The organism is Tropicimonas sp. IMCC34011, assembly GCF_003390865.1.
Classification (GTDB): Bacteria; Pseudomonadota; Alphaproteobacteria; order Rhodobacterales; family Rhodobacteraceae; genus Tropicimonas_B.
Genome location: NZ_QMEJ01000001.1, coordinates 986,351 through 1,001,065, shown reverse-complemented (window position 1 = coordinate 1,001,065; position 14,715 = coordinate 986,351). Strand labels below are relative to the sequence as shown.

At 71.4% G+C, this 14,715-nt stretch carries 12 protein-coding genes; 11 read left to right on the top strand and 1 reads right to left on the bottom strand.

The window, feature by feature from the left end; translation table 11 throughout:
- Positions 1-89: 89 nt before the first annotated feature.
- The 11 genes from DQG15_RS04790 to DQG15_RS04740 all read left to right on the top strand — a co-directional run bounded on the left by DQG15_RS04790 (position 90) and on the right by DQG15_RS04740 (position 12,368).
- Positions 90-1,388 carry a WcaI family glycosyltransferase gene (locus tag DQG15_RS04790; protein WP_198665062.1) on the top strand — a complete coding sequence of 433 codons (1,299 nt, stop codon included), beginning with the start codon at positions 90-92 and terminating at the stop codon, positions 1,386-1,388.
- Positions 1,385-2,851, top strand: a complete 1,467-nt coding sequence (locus DQG15_RS04785; protein ID WP_116083163.1) for a hypothetical protein — start codon at positions 1,385-1,387, stop codon at positions 2,849-2,851. Before DQG15_RS04790 ends, DQG15_RS04785 begins: the two co-directional genes overlap by 4 nt.
- On the top strand, positions 2,848-4,137 hold the full coding sequence (locus DQG15_RS04780; RefSeq protein ID WP_116083162.1) for a hypothetical protein: 1,290 nt from the start codon (positions 2,848-2,850) through the stop codon (positions 4,135-4,137). Before DQG15_RS04785 ends, DQG15_RS04780 begins: the two co-directional genes overlap by 4 nt.
- Positions 4,134-5,147: a glycosyltransferase family 9 protein gene (locus DQG15_RS04775; protein WP_116083160.1), complete on the top strand. Its 1,014-nt coding sequence runs from the start codon at positions 4,134-4,136 to the stop codon at positions 5,145-5,147. Before DQG15_RS04780 ends, DQG15_RS04775 begins: the two co-directional genes overlap by 4 nt.
- Positions 5,144-6,274: an AGE family epimerase/isomerase gene (locus DQG15_RS04770; RefSeq protein WP_157968892.1), complete on the top strand. Its 1,131-nt coding sequence runs from the start codon at positions 5,144-5,146 to the stop codon at positions 6,272-6,274. The genes DQG15_RS04775 and DQG15_RS04770 overlap by 4 nt, the downstream gene beginning before the upstream one ends.
- Positions 6,271-7,746 (top strand): D-glycero-beta-D-manno-heptose-7-phosphate kinase, encoded by a 1,476-nt coding sequence (gene rfaE1, locus DQG15_RS04765; RefSeq protein WP_116083157.1) that lies wholly within the window; start codon positions 6,271-6,273, stop codon positions 7,744-7,746. Before DQG15_RS04770 ends, rfaE1 begins: the two co-directional genes overlap by 4 nt.
- Positions 7,743-8,723 carry an ADP-glyceromanno-heptose 6-epimerase gene (gene rfaD / locus DQG15_RS04760; protein ID WP_116083155.1) on the top strand — a complete coding sequence of 327 codons (981 nt, stop codon included), beginning with the start codon at positions 7,743-7,745 and terminating at the stop codon, positions 8,721-8,723. Before rfaE1 ends, rfaD begins: the two co-directional genes overlap by 4 nt.
- A complete protein-coding gene (locus DQG15_RS04755) occupies positions 8,720-9,253 on the top strand; it encodes an HAD-IIIA family hydrolase (protein ID WP_116083154.1) in 534 nt (177 codons plus the stop codon). The genes rfaD and DQG15_RS04755 overlap by 4 nt, the downstream gene beginning before the upstream one ends.
- On the top strand, positions 9,250-10,419 hold the full coding sequence (locus tag DQG15_RS04750) for a glycosyltransferase (protein WP_116083152.1): 1,170 nt from the start codon (positions 9,250-9,252) through the stop codon (positions 10,417-10,419). The genes DQG15_RS04755 and DQG15_RS04750 overlap by 4 nt, the downstream gene beginning before the upstream one ends.
- A complete protein-coding gene (locus DQG15_RS04745) occupies positions 10,403-10,990 on the top strand; it encodes a putative colanic acid biosynthesis acetyltransferase (RefSeq protein WP_198665061.1) in 588 nt (195 codons plus the stop codon). Before DQG15_RS04750 ends, DQG15_RS04745 begins: the two co-directional genes overlap by 17 nt.
- Positions 10,991-11,075: 85 nt before the next feature.
- On the top strand, positions 11,076-12,368 hold the full coding sequence (locus DQG15_RS04740) for a hypothetical protein (RefSeq protein WP_116083151.1): 1,293 nt from the start codon (positions 11,076-11,078) through the stop codon (positions 12,366-12,368).
- 3 nt (positions 12,369-12,371) lie between these two features.
- Here the strand turns inward: DQG15_RS04740 and DQG15_RS04735 are convergent, their stop codons facing one another.
- On the bottom strand, positions 12,372-14,621 hold the full coding sequence (locus DQG15_RS04735; RefSeq protein WP_116083149.1) for a DEAD/DEAH box helicase: 2,250 nt from the start codon (positions 14,619-14,621) through the stop codon (positions 12,372-12,374).
- Positions 14,622-14,715 lie beyond the last annotated feature (94 nt).

The window sequence follows — 14,715 nt, the reverse complement described above, 5'->3', positions numbered from 1 at the left end:
GTTGCGTGAGTCAGGTGTACGGCGATGTCGACCGGTGCGTTCTCTGTGTTCAAAAACGGCAATCGCCGCATCTGCCTCGCGCAGTTGTCGTGCGGGATCGGGGCTCGAGCCCGGTGAAGGTGCTCATCGTAGGGTTGAACTCCGAGCCAGAACGCACCGGGATCGCGGTCTATACCAGCGGACTTGCGCGGTACCTCGCGCGGCGGGGCGCCACGATCCACCATATCGCCGGACAACCCTACTATCCCGGCTGGACCGTCGCCGCTGGGCATTCGCGCATCCTGTGGCAGCGGCGCCGGGTCGCGCCGGGGCTCGCCGTCCTTCACTGCCCCCATTACGTTCCGGCCCGCCCGACCGGCCGGCTTCGCATTCTGCATCACCTGTCCTTCGCGGTTTCGTCCGCCCTTCCTGCGGCCTGGTCCGCCATTCGGTTCCGGCCGGACATCGTCGTCACGGTAGCTCCCTCCCTCGCCTCCGCCCCGGTGGCCCTTGCCGCGGCCGCTCTCGCAGGGGCGCCCGCCTGGCTCCACGTGCAGGACCTCGAGGTGGACGCGGCCGGTGCGACCGGGCTGATGAGGGATGGACCGGTGCTGCGCCTCGCCCGCGCCCTCGAACGGGCGATCCTGAGGCGGTTCGACCGGGTGAGCACGATCTCCGCCCCGATGAAGCGGCGCCTCGCTGCCAAGGGTGTTCCCGAAACGCGTCTGACGGAGTTCCGCAACTGGGCGGACATCACCGCGATCGCGCCCCTGGAGGGGCCGTCCCCGATGCGGCAAATCCTCGGCCTTACCCGCCCGCGCATCGCCCTCTACTCGGGAAGCCTCTCCCGCAAGCAGGGCGTCGAGCTTCTGGCCGGCGTGGCGCGGTCGCTGGAGGGGCGGGACGATCTGACCCTCCTCGTCTGCGGCGACGGGCCGTCGCGCGCGGAACTGGAAGAGCTGTGCCGCGGTCTGGGCAATGTCGCTTTCCGCCCGCTGCAACCGTCCGACCGGCTGCGCGCGCTCCTCGGCGCGGCGGACGTGCACCTCCTGCCGCAGGTGAGCAGTGCGGCCGACCTCGTGCTGCCGTCCAAGCTTACCAACATGCTCGCATCCGCCCGCCCGGTCGTCGCCACCGCCGCCCCGGGAACCGCCCTTGCCGAAGAGGTCGCCGGCTGCGGGATCGTGACGCCGCCGGGGGATGCCGCCGCGATGGCGCACGCGGTCGGCCGCCTTCTGGACGATGAGCCCCTGCGTCTGTCCCTCGGCCGCGCTGCCCGCGAGCGCGCGTTGTCGCGCTGGGATGGCTCCGCGATCCTCGCCCGCGCAGCCGCGGAGATGGAGGCGCTGGCCCGTGTCCCCGGCGCGGCGCGTGCGTCCGTCCCCCTCGATGCGGAGCGGGGCGGATGACGGGCGGAATCCTCCCTGCTGCGCATCCGCGCCTCGCCGCCGCGATCTGGCTGACGGGCGCGTCGCATCTCTGCCTCGCGGCGGGGCATCTGGCGCTCGGCTCGGACCGGTTCCTGACGCTGTCGATGGGGGCCATGTCGCTCTGGGGGATCTCCCGGCTGATGCGGGACGAGATCTGGCCCGGGGATTACTACGTCTTCGCGCTCGGCATCTATTCGGGGACCGCCGCGCTCGCGGTGAAGCTGGCCTACGGCCAGCCCCTCCAGTCGAACCTCCAGCACCCGGGAATGGCCTGCGCGATCCTCCTTGGCGGCTTCGTGGCGGCAGCCGGCGCGGCGGAGATCGCGCGCCTCGTCGCCCGCCGCGTCGTTCCGCCGGCAACGGTCCGGGCCTGGGCGGATCCGGGGCTGCTCGCGCGCGCCTATCCCTGGCTCCTGGCGGCGGGAGCGGCGTTCCTCCTTCTGCACGTCGCGGTGCGTCCGCGCATGGTCGCGGGGGTCCTGCACCAGACGGACGGCTTCGGCGGCTTCGGCGCGTTCACCTTCCTGCTCACCCTGGGGTTGGCGGCAGCCTCCCGCCGGCTCCTCATCGACGGCGCGCGAGGCCCGTTCCGGGTCCTCATTCTCGCCGGGATCGCGATGGTGACGCTGTCGCTCGTGGCGAACACCAAGCGGGAGGTGTTCGAGTTCGGAATCTGCCTCCTTCTCGGGCTCCTGGCCGCAAGGGCCCGGCTGAGGATCCTGCCGTCGCTGGCGGCCATCGGTGCGGCGGCCGTCGTGGCGCTCTACGTTTCGCCTGTCATCCATCTGATGCGGAACGATTTTCTTGAGATCGGGCTGGTGGGTCGCGTCTCCGAGGGGTGGAGCATCCTGAAAGCGCACGGCTTCGATCCCGCAGCCCTTGCCGAAGAGGAGGCGCGGTTCTTCGCCGGCTTCTCCTACGCCTATCGCGAGGCGGGCAGCTACATCTTCCCGGAGCGCGGCGCCTTCGACCGCTTCATGCTCATCCTGCCCGTCGACCAGGTCGCTCGGATGGCTCTCGAGGGGGAGGTGATGGGCGTGCGGCCCTTCGCGCGGGAGGCCCTCGAGGGGATCCTGCCGTCGATCCTGATCGACAAGAGCGTGATGGTCGGCTCGGATCGCGTCGCCTGGGCCTACGGAATCCGCGAATATGGCAGCTCCGCGCGGCCGGTCCTGGGCTTCACCGCAACGGCGCTCGCGATGGGCGGACCCGTCGCCGTGATCTCAGCGCCGATCCTGGTTCTGCTCCCTGTCCTGATCGCCTTCAACATCGCGTTCGGTCACCTCAGGGCCTCAGCCCTCGGCCACGGCTTCATCGCGATCAGCTGGTACCTGGCGGAGCAGGGCGTGGATTCGCTGATCTCCTTCGCCGGGCGGAACGCGGCGCTGATGTGGGTCGTCTCGGCGCTCCTCGCCACGTGGTGGAAGGAGCGGAGGGCATGAGCCGGCTGAAGCGAACGCTCGGCGCCCAGGTCTACGGGCAGGCGGTGACCGTCGCGGTGCAGGTAGGGCTGCTGCCGATCCTGATCGCATCATGGGGCGTGGAGGTGTTCGGCGTCTGGGCGGTGATGACGGCAATCCCGGCCGCTCTCTCCCTCGCGGATTTCGGCTTCACCTCCGCCGGCAAGACCGACATGGCCCTGCGCGTCTCCGCCGGGGATCGGGACGGCGCGGTGGAGACCTACCACAGCGTCTTCGTGCTTCTTCTCGCGGGCGCGGCCCTGCTGGCGATCCCCCTCGGAGCGGGCGCGCTGCTGCTTCCCTTGGAGCGGATCCTGCAACTGGGGCCGGTGGCGCCGGACCTCGTGCGGGCGGTGCTGCTTGTCCAGATCGCGAGCGCGCTGTCGTACCAGTTCTTCCTCCTGATGGCAGCCGGCCTGCGCGCGGCCGGGCGACCGGCGACGGAAGCGGCGTTCGGCGCCACGGCGCGGCTCGGGGAGGCGGCGGCGGTCGCGCTCGCGGCGGTTCTCGGCGGTTCGCTCCTCTGGGCCGCCGCATGCGCCCTCGCGACTCGTCTCGCGGCGCTGGTGGTGCTTGCCGTGTGGCTCGGGGCCATCGCGCCATGGCTCAGGCTCGGTCTGTCGCGGGCAAGTGGCGCGCGCATCCGTGCGCTCGCGGGGCCCTCGGTGGCCTCCATGCTGATACCGCTCGGACACGCGCTTCTTCTCCAGGCGCCTCTCCTGATCCTCGGTGCCGCGGCATCGCCGACGGCCGCGGCGCTCTACTCCGTCAGCCGCACCGTCGCGCGGGTCGGCGTGTCGGCGGCGAATGCCATCTGCCACGCCTTCACGCCTGAATACAGTTACGCCCACGGCGCCCGGAACCGTGCGCGTCACAGCCGGCTCGTCCGGGCCCAGGGCAGGATCCTCGGGGGCGGTGCGGTGCTCTACGCGCTCGCGGCCCCCTTCGGCATCCCGGCCGGTGCGGCGCTGCTTTCGGGCGGCGCGCTCTCGCCCGGCCTCGCCCTCACGGCGGCCCTCGCCGCGGCCGCGCTTCTCGAGATCCTCTGGTCGGGCCTCTTTGCGCCCGTCGCTGCAATCAACCGGCACAGGGACATCGCGCGGGCGTTCTGTCTCGCCGCCATTCTCGGCGCGGCACTGGCATCAAGGCTCGCTACGCCCGCCGGGATCGCGGCGGCGGTGGCTCTGGCCCACGGCCTCACCTGTCTTGCAGCCCTTCGTCACGCAGTCGGGCTGATCCGAACACACCCTGAGGAGGCGCACCCATGACACGGCCCATACTGATTTATCGCCTAGGCAGCTTCGGCGACACGGTGGTCGCGTTGCCCTGCTTCCATGCGATCAACCGCGCGTTCCCGGGGCGCGAGCGCATCGTGCTGACGAACATGCCGGTTGCCGCGGAGGCGCCGCCGCTGATGGCCGTCCTGGGGCAGCACGGTCAGTTCGCGGACCGGGTGCTGACCTATCCCGTGGGCACACGCGATCCCAGGGTGCTGGCGAGGCTGGCCCGGCAAATCCGCAAGACCGGCGCTGACGAAGCGGTCTGGCTCATGCCGGAGCGGAGTTCCTGGGCGATCCGGCGGGACGTGGCCTTCTTCCGCCTTGCCGGGATCCGGACGATCCATTGCCTGCCGAAGACAGAGGAAGAGCGGCGCGCCCGCGTACACCCCGGGACCGGCGAGACGGAACGCGAGGCGTTCCGGCTCCTCCGGTGCTGTGCGGAGCTGACGCCCGGGGACATTCCGGTGCGCTTGGCCTTCGACCTGAAGCTCACCGACGCCGAGGTGCGCGCGGGGCGGGCAGCGCGGGAGCCCTTCGGCGGTCTGCCCTTCATCGCGATCAACATGGGCGGCAAGGCGGCGACGAAGGACTGGGGCGCCGGCAACTGGACGGAGCTGGCGCGGATCATCGGGCGGTACGACATCGGCGTGATGGCGATCGGCGCGGCGGAGGATCGGGGGGCGGCGAACTGCGTCCTCTCGGCCTGGCCGGGTCCGGTGGCGAACCTTTGCGGCACCCTGTCGCCGCGGGTCAGCGGCGCGGCGATGCGGAGGGCGCTCGCGTTCATCGGCCACGATTCGGGACCGCTGCATCTCGCCGCGGCCCTGGGCGTGCCGACGATCGGCCTCTTCGGGGACCATAACGCGCCACGGCAATGGCATCCGATGGGTCAGGACGTCCAGATCATTCACCGCACCTCCGGCATGCGCGACATCGGCGTCGAGGAAGTCGCGAACATGCTGGATCCGCACCTCACCGTCAGGGAGGCGGCGGAATGACACCGGCCGAGCTTCTGCGGTGGATGACCGGGACAGCGTTGCCGCTCTGGGCCGCCCACGGCGTCGAAGCGGATGGCGGGTTCGCCGAGCTTCTGACGGCGGATTTGCAGCCCATCGCGCGGCCCCGGCGCGCGCGGCTCACGGCGCGACAGGTCTACGTCTTCGCCACGGGCACACGGCTCGGTTGGGAGGGGGCGGGGCTCAGGATCGCGCGGTCGGGACTGGAGATCCTGTCGCGAAGGTTCGTGCGGCTCGACGGAACGGTGGTCCCGCGGCTCCAGACGGACGGGCGGGCGACGTGCGCGGGGCATGACCTCTACGACGATGCCTTCGTTCTTTTCGCGCTCGCCGCGCTGTCTCCCGATCCGGCGGCGGAAGCGCTGGCGCGGCGCGTGACGCTGGCGCTGGCGGATCGGTCCCTTGCCGGTGGCGGCTACTCGGACGGTCACGCCGGGCCGGGGCGACGGCTCGCCAATCCGCACATGCATCTTTTCGAGGCGGCCATCGCCTGGGCCGCGACCGGTCGGCCGGGACCGTGGCGTGGCATTGCGGCGGGGCTGGCGCGGCTGGCGCGGCAAAGGCTGATCCAGCGCGACACCGGCGTGATCCCGGAGGTCTACGCCGCCGACTGGACGCCGGTGCCAGACGCCGACGGCCTGCTGATCGAGCCGGGGCACCTCTTCGAATGGGGTTGGCTCCTGATCCGGTGGGGTCGCATGTCCGGCGACAAGGGGGCGGTCGCGGACGGCGAGCGCCTCGGCCGGACGGCGGAGGCCCACGGGCTCGCCGCGGACGGCACCGTCCTCGACGCGCTGAATGAGCGGCTCGAGGTGCGGGCGCACTGGGCCCGGCTCTGGCCGCAGGCGGAGCGGGCGAAGTTCTGGCAGGAGGTCGCGTCCTGCGAGTCGGGCGCGAAACGAAGCGATGCGATCGGGCGACGGGACTGCGCGCTGAGGGCCCTCGCGCGGTTCCTGTCGGGGCCCCGGCCGGGGCTCTGGCGGGAGGAGCGGCGGCCGGACGGGACGTTCGTCGACGAGCCGGTGCGGGCGTCATCCCTCTACCACATCATCTCGGCGGCGGACGTCATGGCCGGGGCGGTGCCCGTCTACGAGGAGGTCCTGCGATGACGTCGCTCGCGCCATGGATCGCCGCCTTCGCAGGCCAGCGGATCGTCTGTGTCGGAGACGTGATGCTGGACACGTTCACCGAAGGGCATGTCGGACGCATCTCGCCGGAGCGTCCGATCCCGGTCTTCGAGGCGGGGCGGGAGCGATCCGTGCCCGGCGGCGCGGCGAACGTCGCGCGCGGCGTAGCGGCGCTGGGCGGGGCTTGCGATCTGGTCTCCGTGATCGGGACGGACGAGGCCGGAGTGGTGCTCGGCGCGCTTCTGGACGGGGCACCCGGCATCGAGGCCGACCTGATCCGGTCGCCTGACCGCTGCACCAGTCACAAGACCCGCTTCGTCGCGTTCGGCCAGCACATGCTCCGGGTGGACCGGGAGATGCCACGGCCCCTGTCTCCGTCCGAGGAGACGGCCGTCGTCGAGGCCGCGCGGCAGCGCATTCCTGGGGCCGGAGCGCTGATCCTGTCCGACTATGCCAAGGGTGTGCTGACCGGGCGCGTGATCGCGGATCTCGTCGCGGCCGGGCGGAAGGAGGGCGTTCCGGTGGCCGTCGATCCCAAGGCGCAGGGCTTCGAGCGCTATGCGGGGGCCGACGTTCTGACCCCAAACCTTCCGGAGCTGGAACGGGCCTTCGGCGCGCCCCTCGGGGATGAGGCGGCGCTCTCGGCGGCGGCGGTGGAGCTGGCGGCGCGCGCCGGCGTCGGGGCGCTCCTCGTGACCCGGGGGAGCGATGGAATGACGCTCGCGCGCCCCGGACAGGCCCCGCGCCACATCCGCGCCGAGGCGCGGGAGGTGTTCGATGTGGTCGGTGCCGGCGATACCGTTATCGGCACCCTCGCCCTCGCTCTCGCCGCCGGGGTCGCGCTGGCCGATGCCGCGCGCATCGCCAATGCCGCCGCCGCGATCGTGGTCGGCAAGCGCGGCACCTCGACCGTTTCGCCGGAGGAACTGGCGGATCGGCTGGAGGCGGCGGAGCAGGACGGCAAACGCCTCGGCGCACCGCATCTGCTGACGCTCGAGGAGGCTGTGCGCTACGTCGCCCGGCGCCGCGCGGAGGGCCGCCGCATCGGCTTCACCAACGGTGTCTTCGACATCGTGCATCCTGGCCATATCGCGCTTCTGGAATTCACCCGCAGCACCTGCGACGTGCTGATCGTCGGGCTGAACGGCGACGTCTCCGTCCGCCGCCTCGGCAAGGGGCCGGGTCGCCCGGTCAATCCCGAGCTCGACCGCGCCGCCGTCCTCGGCGCCTTCGGAACGGTGGATGCGGTGGTGATCTTCGATGAGGACACGCCCGTCCGCCTGATCCGCTCCCTGAAGCCCGACGTTCTGGTGAAGGGGGCGGATTACAGCATGGATGCGGTGGTCGGCTCGGATATCGTCCTCGGCTACGGCGGCGAGGTGCGTCTTGCGCCGTTGGTGGACGGCAAGTCCTCCACCTCGATCATCCGCCGCGCGCGGGAGGGGGCGGCGTGATCCTCGTCACCGGCGGCGCCGGCTTCATCGGGTCCAACATGCTTGCCGAGCTGGAGAAGGCGGGCGCGGGGCCTCTCGTTCTCTGCGACTGGCTCGGAACGGGGGAGAAGTGGCGCAACGTGAGCAAGCGCCAGATCGCGGAGTTCGTGCGCCCGGAGGATCTTCCGCGCTGGCTCGAAGGCCGGCAGGGCGTCGAGGCGGTGATCCACATGGGCGCGATCTCGGCCACGACGGAGCGGGATGCGGACCTGCTGGTCGATCGCAACATCCGCGCGACGGTCCGGCTCTGGGACTGGTGCACCGCGGCGCGGGTGCCCCTTCTCTATGCTTCGTCGGCGGCGACCTACGGCGCGCGGGAGACGGACCTTGCCGATGACGAGGCTCCCGCCGCCCTCGCAGCCCTTGCCCCCCTGAATGCCTACGGCTGGTCCAAGGCCGCCACGGACCGGATCCTGCTGGATCGGGCGCGCGCCGGGGAGGCGCCGGCACTCTGGGCCGGCTTGCGGTTCTTCAACGTCTACGGCCCCAACGAGTATCACAAGGAGAACATGATGAGTGTCATCGCCAGGTTTTTCGGTCCCGTGTCCCGCGGGGAGACAGTCGAGCTCTTCAAGTCGGACCGTCCCGGCATCGCGGACGGACAGCAATCGCGCGATTTCGTCTACGTCAAGGACTGCACGGCCGCGATGCTGGCCATGCTGGAGCGGCCGGTTCCGTCCGGTCTCTACAACCTCGGAACGGGCGTCGCGCGCAGCTTCGCTGACCTCGTCGCCGCCCTCGGCCGTGCGCTCGGGCGGGAGCCGGAGGTCCGCTATATCCCGCTCCCGGTCGCCCTCGAGGGGCGCTACCAGTACCGCACCGAGGCGCGGATGGCGAAGCTCCGCCGCGCCGGGATCGACATGCCCTTTCACGATCTCGAGGCCGGCGTCGCCGATTACGTGGGCAAGCACCTTTCGATGACGGACCCCTACCGATGATGCGGCGCGCCGTCTTTCTGGACCGGGACGGGACGGTGATCGAGGATCGTCATTTCCTCAGCGATCCCCGCGGCGTGCGCCTGTTGCCCGGCGCGGCGAAGGGGATGCGGCGCTTCGCGGAGGCCGGCTACCGGATCGTCATCGTATCCAATCAGTCGGGCATCGGCCGCGGCCTCTTCGCGCGGGATGCGCTCTCGAAGGTCATGCGGGAGACGGACCGGCAGCTCGTGGCCGAGAAGGTCTTCGTGCAGGACTGGCAGAACTGCCCCCATGCGCCGGACGCGGGCTGCACCTGCCGCAAGCCGGGTCCGGGGCTGCTCGACCGGGCTCAGAGCCGGGGGGATATCGATTTCGGCGCGTCCTGGATGATCGGGGACCGTCCGAGCGATATCGGGGCGGGGCGCGCGCGGGGTGTTCCCGGCATCCTCGTGATGACGGGTCAGGGCATGTGCCACGTCGACTGGGCGCGGCGCGAGGGAGTGCCGATCGCGGAGAGCCTCGAAGAGGCGGCGGAGATCGCCCTGACATGAGGGTGCTTCGTATCATCGCTTCGGTCGATCCGGCGCAGGGCGGCCCCGTCGAAGCGCTGCGCCACTCCGCCATGGCGCAGGCCGCGCTCGGCATCGAGACGGACGTGCTGTGCCTCGACGAGCAGACATCCCCCCACGCGCTGTGCTTTCCGGCCAGGGTCTTCGGTATGGGGCCGGTGCACCGCCGCTACGGGTACACGCCGCGCCTCGGCATGTGGATGCAGCAGCATGCGGCCGCCTATGACGCGGCGGTGATCCACGGGCTGTGGAACCACGCCTCCGTCGCCGGGGGGCAGGCCGCGATCCGGGCGGGACTGCCGCACCTCGTTTTCACCCACGGGATGCTCGATCCCTGGTTCCGGGCGGCCTACCCGGCGAAGCACGCGCTGAAGCAGGCCTTCTGGGCAACGTATCAGGGCAGGGTGCTGGCGCGGGCGCACAGGGTTCTCTTCACCTCGGGGGAGGAGCAGCGACTGGCCGAGGGCATGTTCCGCATGTGGCCCTACCGCGGCCATGTCGTTCCCTACGGAGCGGCCCAGCCCGGCAGTTGCGACCGAAAGGAGGGGCCGGCCGCGTTCCGAGCGACCTGTCCGGGCCTCGGGGCAGCGCCATTCGTGCTGTTCCTGTCGCGGCTTCATCGCAAGAAGGGGGCGGATCTGCTCGTCGATGCCTTCGCCGAGATCGCCGCGCGCCGACCGGACCTTCACCTCGTCGTGGCGGGACCGGATCAGGAGGGCATCGCGAAGACCCTTGCGACCACCGCCGCGGCGGTCGGGCTCGGCGGGCGGGTCCACCTGCCCGGACCGCTCCTTGGATGTGCGAAATGGGGCGCCCTTCTCAGCGCGGAAGCGCTGGCGCTGCCGTCGCACGGGGAGAATTTCGGCATCGTTCTCGCCGAGGCGATGGCCTGCGGCACGCCGGTTTTGACGACGAAGCGGGTCAATATCTGGCGAGAAATCGAATCCGGCGGCGCGGGGCTCGTGACGGAGAACGACCGTGCCGGTACGGTCGAGGGCCTCGCCCGCTTTCTCTCCCTCGCGCCCGCCGCCGTCGAGGGGATGAGGCGGCAGGCGCGCAGGACGTACGAGCGCCATTTCTCCGTGACCTGCGCGGCGGAGGCGCTCGCGGAGCTTCTTCGGGAGGCTGCTCATGGGCGCCGGGCCTGATCTCCTTCAGGCACGCGAGGGGCGGAACATCTTCACCGGCAGCGCCTCCTTCACGCTCGCCAACCGCCTGGAACGGATAGTTTTCGCGGCGGTCTGGCTGCTCCTCGCGCGTTGGACGCCGCCGCCCCTCCATGCGTGGCGGGCGGTTCTCCTGAGGGTCTTCGGCGCGCGGATCGGGGCGGGCGCCCGGATCTACGGCTCGGCCGCGATCTGGCTGCCGCGCAATCTGGACATCGCCGAGGAGGCGGTGATCGGTCCCCGCGTACGCCTTTATGCCATGGGGCGGATCGCCGTCGGGCGGCGTGCCGTCATCTCCCAGGGCGCGCATCTCTGCGGCGGCACGCACGATACGTCCGATCCGTCGTTTCAGCTCGTGACGCGGCCCATCGAGGTGGGCGAGCTGGCGTGGATCTGCGCCGAGGCCTTCGTCGGACCGGGCGTGCGCATAGGCGAGGGCGCCGTGCTCGGCGCGCGGGGCGTCGCCATGCGCAGCCTTGCGCCCTGGATGATCCATGCCGGCAATCCCGCGCGGGAGGTGCGGGCGCGGGCCACGTCCCGCCCGCCCCGTTAAGCCGGTGGCAAGCCGCCCCCCCGATCGTTCCATCGGCGGCCGGGCAGGACCCGCCGCGCGGGGCCTATCGAGGAGAGCGGTGATCATGCTGGGGATCGGAGCGACGACGGGCGGGCTGGCGCTCGGCTATGGGAGCTGGCGCCATCGGACGGGCCTCGCCGCACGGGCCGTCGCGGCCTGGGGGGACAGTCTCACGGAAGGCGCGGGAGCGGGGCCCGATGAGGCCTGGCCAGCGGTGGCCGAGGCGAAGAGCGGCCGGCGCATCGCGAATCTCGGGATCGGCGGGCAGACGTCGACGCAGATCGCCGCCCGGCAGGGCGCGGTGCCCATCGCGGTCTCGCTGACCGAAGGCGCAATCCCCGGCTGGATCGAGGCGGACTGGGATTTCCGGGACGGGCTTTCGGCGTGGGCGCCCCGCCTTGCGGCTCCCCCTGCCGCAATCTTCGCCGAGGGCGATGCGCTCGTGATCGAGGCCGAGGGGACGCCGTTCTCGGGCGCGCAGGTCTGGCTGGGACAGCAGCTGGAGGCGGGCCGGACGGTGACCCTCAGCTTTGAGATCGACATGGGCGGCGCGTCCTGGATCGAGGTCGGCCTCGTCAATTCGGGCAGCGCCACGACGTTCAACGGAAGCTGGTCCGCAAGGCGGGGCTTTTCCTCGGGCGGGCTCAAGAGCTTCGATCTGACGGTCGGATCGGATGGCGAGGCGACCGCCAACAGCCTGTGCGTGATGACGCATACGCAGGTTGGCACGGTGCGGATCGGCAACGTGTCGCTGGAGGAGGCGCAACCGGAAGCGGCCGTCTCGGACATGTCGGTCAACGTGCTCACCCGCTCCGGCGCCCATGTCGGCGCGATGCAGGGACGGCTGGCCGAAGCGGCTGGGACGATGGTGACGGATCCGGACGGGCACTGGACGTTCCTGCGCACGGAAACGGGGCCTGCCGTGACGGTGGCGGACGGCACGGCCTTCGTGCCGGACATCGCCGCGGCGATGGCGGATCGGGCCGCGTGGATCTGGGCGGGGCGGAACAACGCGGTGGCCCCGGAGACGGTGAAGGCCGATATCGGCGCCATGATCGCGCATCTGGACCACGGTGAGTACCTCGTCGGGTCGGTCCTTCCGAGCGCGTCGGATGGCAGCACGACGCTCGCTGCCATAGGGGCCCTGAACGCCGATCTCGCGGCCCATCACGGCGGGCGCTTCGTCGATTGTCTCGCAGCCTTGCAGGCGGGCAGCGACGGCAGCGCCGGGGATCAGGCGGACGTCACCGCCGGTCTTGTCCCCCGGTCGCTGCGCTCCGATGCGATCCACCTGGACGCGGCGGGCTATGCGCGTGTCGCCGAGGCCTTCGTGGCGGCCTCGGCGCGGAGTGGCTAGGTCTCAGCGGTCCTTGCGGCGGGGCGGCTGGCCGCCACCGTTCGGACGCTTGCCCGGCTTGCCGGGTTTCGGGCGCGCACCCCCCGGGGTGAATCGCTTGGAGGTGTCCGACGCGTTCGGCCGCTCGGGGGCTGCGGACCTCGGGCCTGTGCCCTTCGGACCGCCCTTCCTCGCGTCGCCGCCCTTGAACCCGGCGCCCTTGGGGCCGGGGGTGCCGCCGAACTTGGCCTTGCCCTTGAAGGGCTTGCCGTCCCGATCCTGGCGCGCGTCCCGGTCGGGACCGGAGCCGCCTTTCGGGCCCGGGCGCGAGGCGCCCTGCGGCTTGCGGGGCTTGCGGTCCGCTCCACCGAAGTCAGGCTTGCCGCCCTTGGGCCCCCGCTCGGTGCGGTCCGCGGGCTTGCGGTCAGCCGGTTTGCGGTCCGTCCGCTCTTTCCATGCCGGTCGGTCCACCGGACCCGCGTCCCGCCGAGGGGACGGCGCCGGGGCAGGGGGCGCGGCAGGGGCCGGGGCGTCGGCGGCCGGCGCGGGCGACTGCGCCGGTTGCTCAGGCTTCGAGGCGGGTTCAGGGCGCCGTGCCTCATGCGCCGGCTTGCCCGAGGGCTTCGGATCGCGGCGCGGTCCCGGTTTGGGGCCGCTCTTCCGGTCGGGGCGCTTCGGAGGAGCGGACGGGCGGCCGAGGTCCGGCGCGCCGTCGAGCTTTCGCACCGAGACGCCGTCCTCGAGCTGCCCGGCCTCGCCAAGCGCGTCCATGAGGCCCGGCAGGGCGGCCTCGGTCAGTTCCACGAAGGTCTCGGATTGCTGCACGCGGATCGCGCCGATGGCGTCCTTGTCCAGGTTGCCGGCCCGGCAGAGCAGCGGCAGGAGCCAGCGCGCCTCGGCACGGTCATCCCGCCCAACGCTCAGCGCGACCCAGCCCGACGGGCCGAAGGGCGCGCGCTCGCGCGGGGCCGGCCGGGCATCGGGGGCGGACAGCTCTTCGGGCGCGGAATGCCGCTCCCGGAAGAGGCGCAGGTAGGCCGCCGCGACCTGCTCGGCACTGTACGTGGCCAGAAGGCGCGTCGCGAACTCTGCCTCGTTCTCGGTCGCCTCCGCCGACCATGTCGGATCGGAGAGGAGTCGTTCCTCGTCCTTGCGCAGGATCTCGTCCGCATCGGGGGCTGTCGTCCACTCCGCGGTGATCCGGGCGGTCTGCAGCAGGCGCTCGGCACGCTTGATCGCCTTCGGCGGCACGATGAGGGCGGAGATGCCCTTGCGGCCGGCGCGGCCGGTCCGGCCGGATCGGTGGAGCAGGCCCTCGGCGTTCGACGGCAGCTCCGCATGGATCACGAGTTCGAGGTTCGGCAGGTCGATGCCGCGCGCGGCGACGTCGGTGGCGACGCAGACCCTCGCCCGCCCGTCCCGCATCGCCTGAAGCGCGTGGCTGCGCTCGGCCTGGCTCAGCTCCCCGGAGAGGCAGACGACCGCGAAACCGCGATTGGAGAAACGCGCGGTCAGGCGATTCACCGTCGCGCGGGTGTTGGCGAAGACGATCGCGTTCTGCGCCTCGTGATAGCGCAGGACGTTGATGATGGCGTTCTCCGCATCGGTCTGCGCCACGCGCAGGGCCTGATACGCGATGTCGGCATGCTGGCTCTTGTCCGACAGCGTCGTCACCCGGACCGCGTCGCGCTGGTAATGCTTTGCCAGCGTCGCGATCATGGGGGGCACCGTCGCGGAGAACATAAGCGTCCGGCGCTCTGCGGGGGCCTCGCCGAGCATGAACTCCAAGTCTTCGCGGAAGCCGAGGTCCAGCATCTCGTCCGCCTCGTCGAGCACGATGGCCCGCAGGGAGGACATGTCGAGCGACCCGCGCTGGATATGGTCGCGCAGACGTCCGGGCGTGCCGACGACGATGTGGGCGCCCCGCTCCAGAGCGCGGCGTTCGTCCCGCATGTCCATCCCGCCGACACAGGAGGCAACGCGCGCGCCGGCCTTCGAGTAGAGCCAGCCGAGCTCCCGCGAGACCTGAAAGGCCAGCTCCCGCGTGGGGGCGACGATGAGGGCGAGGGGGGCTGCAGCGCCCCCCAGGGTGCCGTCGTCTCCGAGGATCGTCGAGCCGATGGCAAGGCCGAAGCCCACCGTCTTGCCGGAACCGGTCTGCGCCGAGACGAGCAGGTCGGCATCCGCAAGTTCGGGGTTCGTCACCGCCTCCTGCACCGCGGTCAAAGTGTCGTAGCCGCGCTCGGCGAGCGCATCTGAGAGGGTCTGGATCATGAGGACGTAGCCGATCTGCGGGGGGCTTGAGCCGCCGTCGTGTCGCGCGCGAGGAAAGCCGCGACGGGAGGAAGGAAAGGCGGCTCTCTAACGT

Coding starts and splice junctions, on each gene's coding strand:
- DQG15_RS04780 (WP_116083162.1), top strand. CDS start 2,848: ATGAGCCGGCTGAAGCGAACGCTCGGCGCCCAGGTCTACGGGCAGGCG.
- DQG15_RS04750 (WP_116083152.1), top strand. CDS start 9,250: ATGAGGGTGCTTCGTATCATCGCTTCGGTCGATCCGGCGCAGGGCGGC.
- DQG15_RS04775 (WP_116083160.1), top strand. CDS start 4,134: ATGACACGGCCCATACTGATTTATCGCCTAGGCAGCTTCGGCGACACG.
- DQG15_RS04770 (WP_157968892.1), top strand. CDS start 5,144: ATGACACCGGCCGAGCTTCTGCGGTGGATGACCGGGACAGCGTTGCCG.
- DQG15_RS04735 (WP_116083149.1), bottom strand. CDS start 14,621: ATGATCCAGACCCTCTCAGATGCGCTCGCCGAGCGCGGCTACGACACT.
- DQG15_RS04740 (WP_116083151.1), top strand. CDS start 11,076: ATGCTGGGGATCGGAGCGACGACGGGCGGGCTGGCGCTCGGCTATGGG.
- DQG15_RS04745 (WP_198665061.1), top strand. CDS start 10,403: ATGGGCGCCGGGCCTGATCTCCTTCAGGCACGCGAGGGGCGGAACATC.
- DQG15_RS04785 (WP_116083163.1), top strand. CDS start 1,385: ATGACGGGCGGAATCCTCCCTGCTGCGCATCCGCGCCTCGCCGCCGCG.
- DQG15_RS04755 (WP_116083154.1), top strand. CDS start 8,720: ATGATGCGGCGCGCCGTCTTTCTGGACCGGGACGGGACGGTGATCGAG.
- rfaE1 (WP_116083157.1), top strand. CDS start 6,271: ATGACGTCGCTCGCGCCATGGATCGCCGCCTTCGCAGGCCAGCGGATC.